General features: G+C 69.3%; 1 protein-coding gene. It reads right to left on the reverse strand.

Annotated elements, in window-relative coordinates:
• The coding region (locus tag ACLF6P_RS30055; RefSeq protein ID WP_415954588.1) for a CurL C-terminal domain-containing protein at window positions 1-293 on the reverse strand (293 nt) is incomplete at both ends.

The following is a 293-nucleotide window of genomic DNA, read 5'->3' on the forward strand; positions in this document are numbered from 1 at the left end:
CATACCGGCCCGCTGCGAACCCTGACCCGAGAACAGGAACGCCGAACGACCCGCCTTCCTGGCCACCGACCCCGACACCACGCCCGAGGCGATCGCCTCCAAGCCACGGACAAGGTCCTCCCGATCACCGCCCACCACGGATGCCCGCTGCTCGAAGTGCACTCGCGAGAGGGCCAGGGAGTAACCCAGATCCAGCAGCGACGCCTCATGCGGCGCCTCATCCATCAGCGCCAGAAGACGCTCCGCCTGACCCGCCAGGGCCTGCGGCGACTTCGCCGACAGCACCCACGGCA

Origin of the sequence: Streptomyces lothianensis (assembly GCF_047779955.1) — a bacterium.
Lineage (GTDB): Bacteria > Actinomycetota > Actinomycetes > Streptomycetales > Streptomycetaceae > Streptomyces.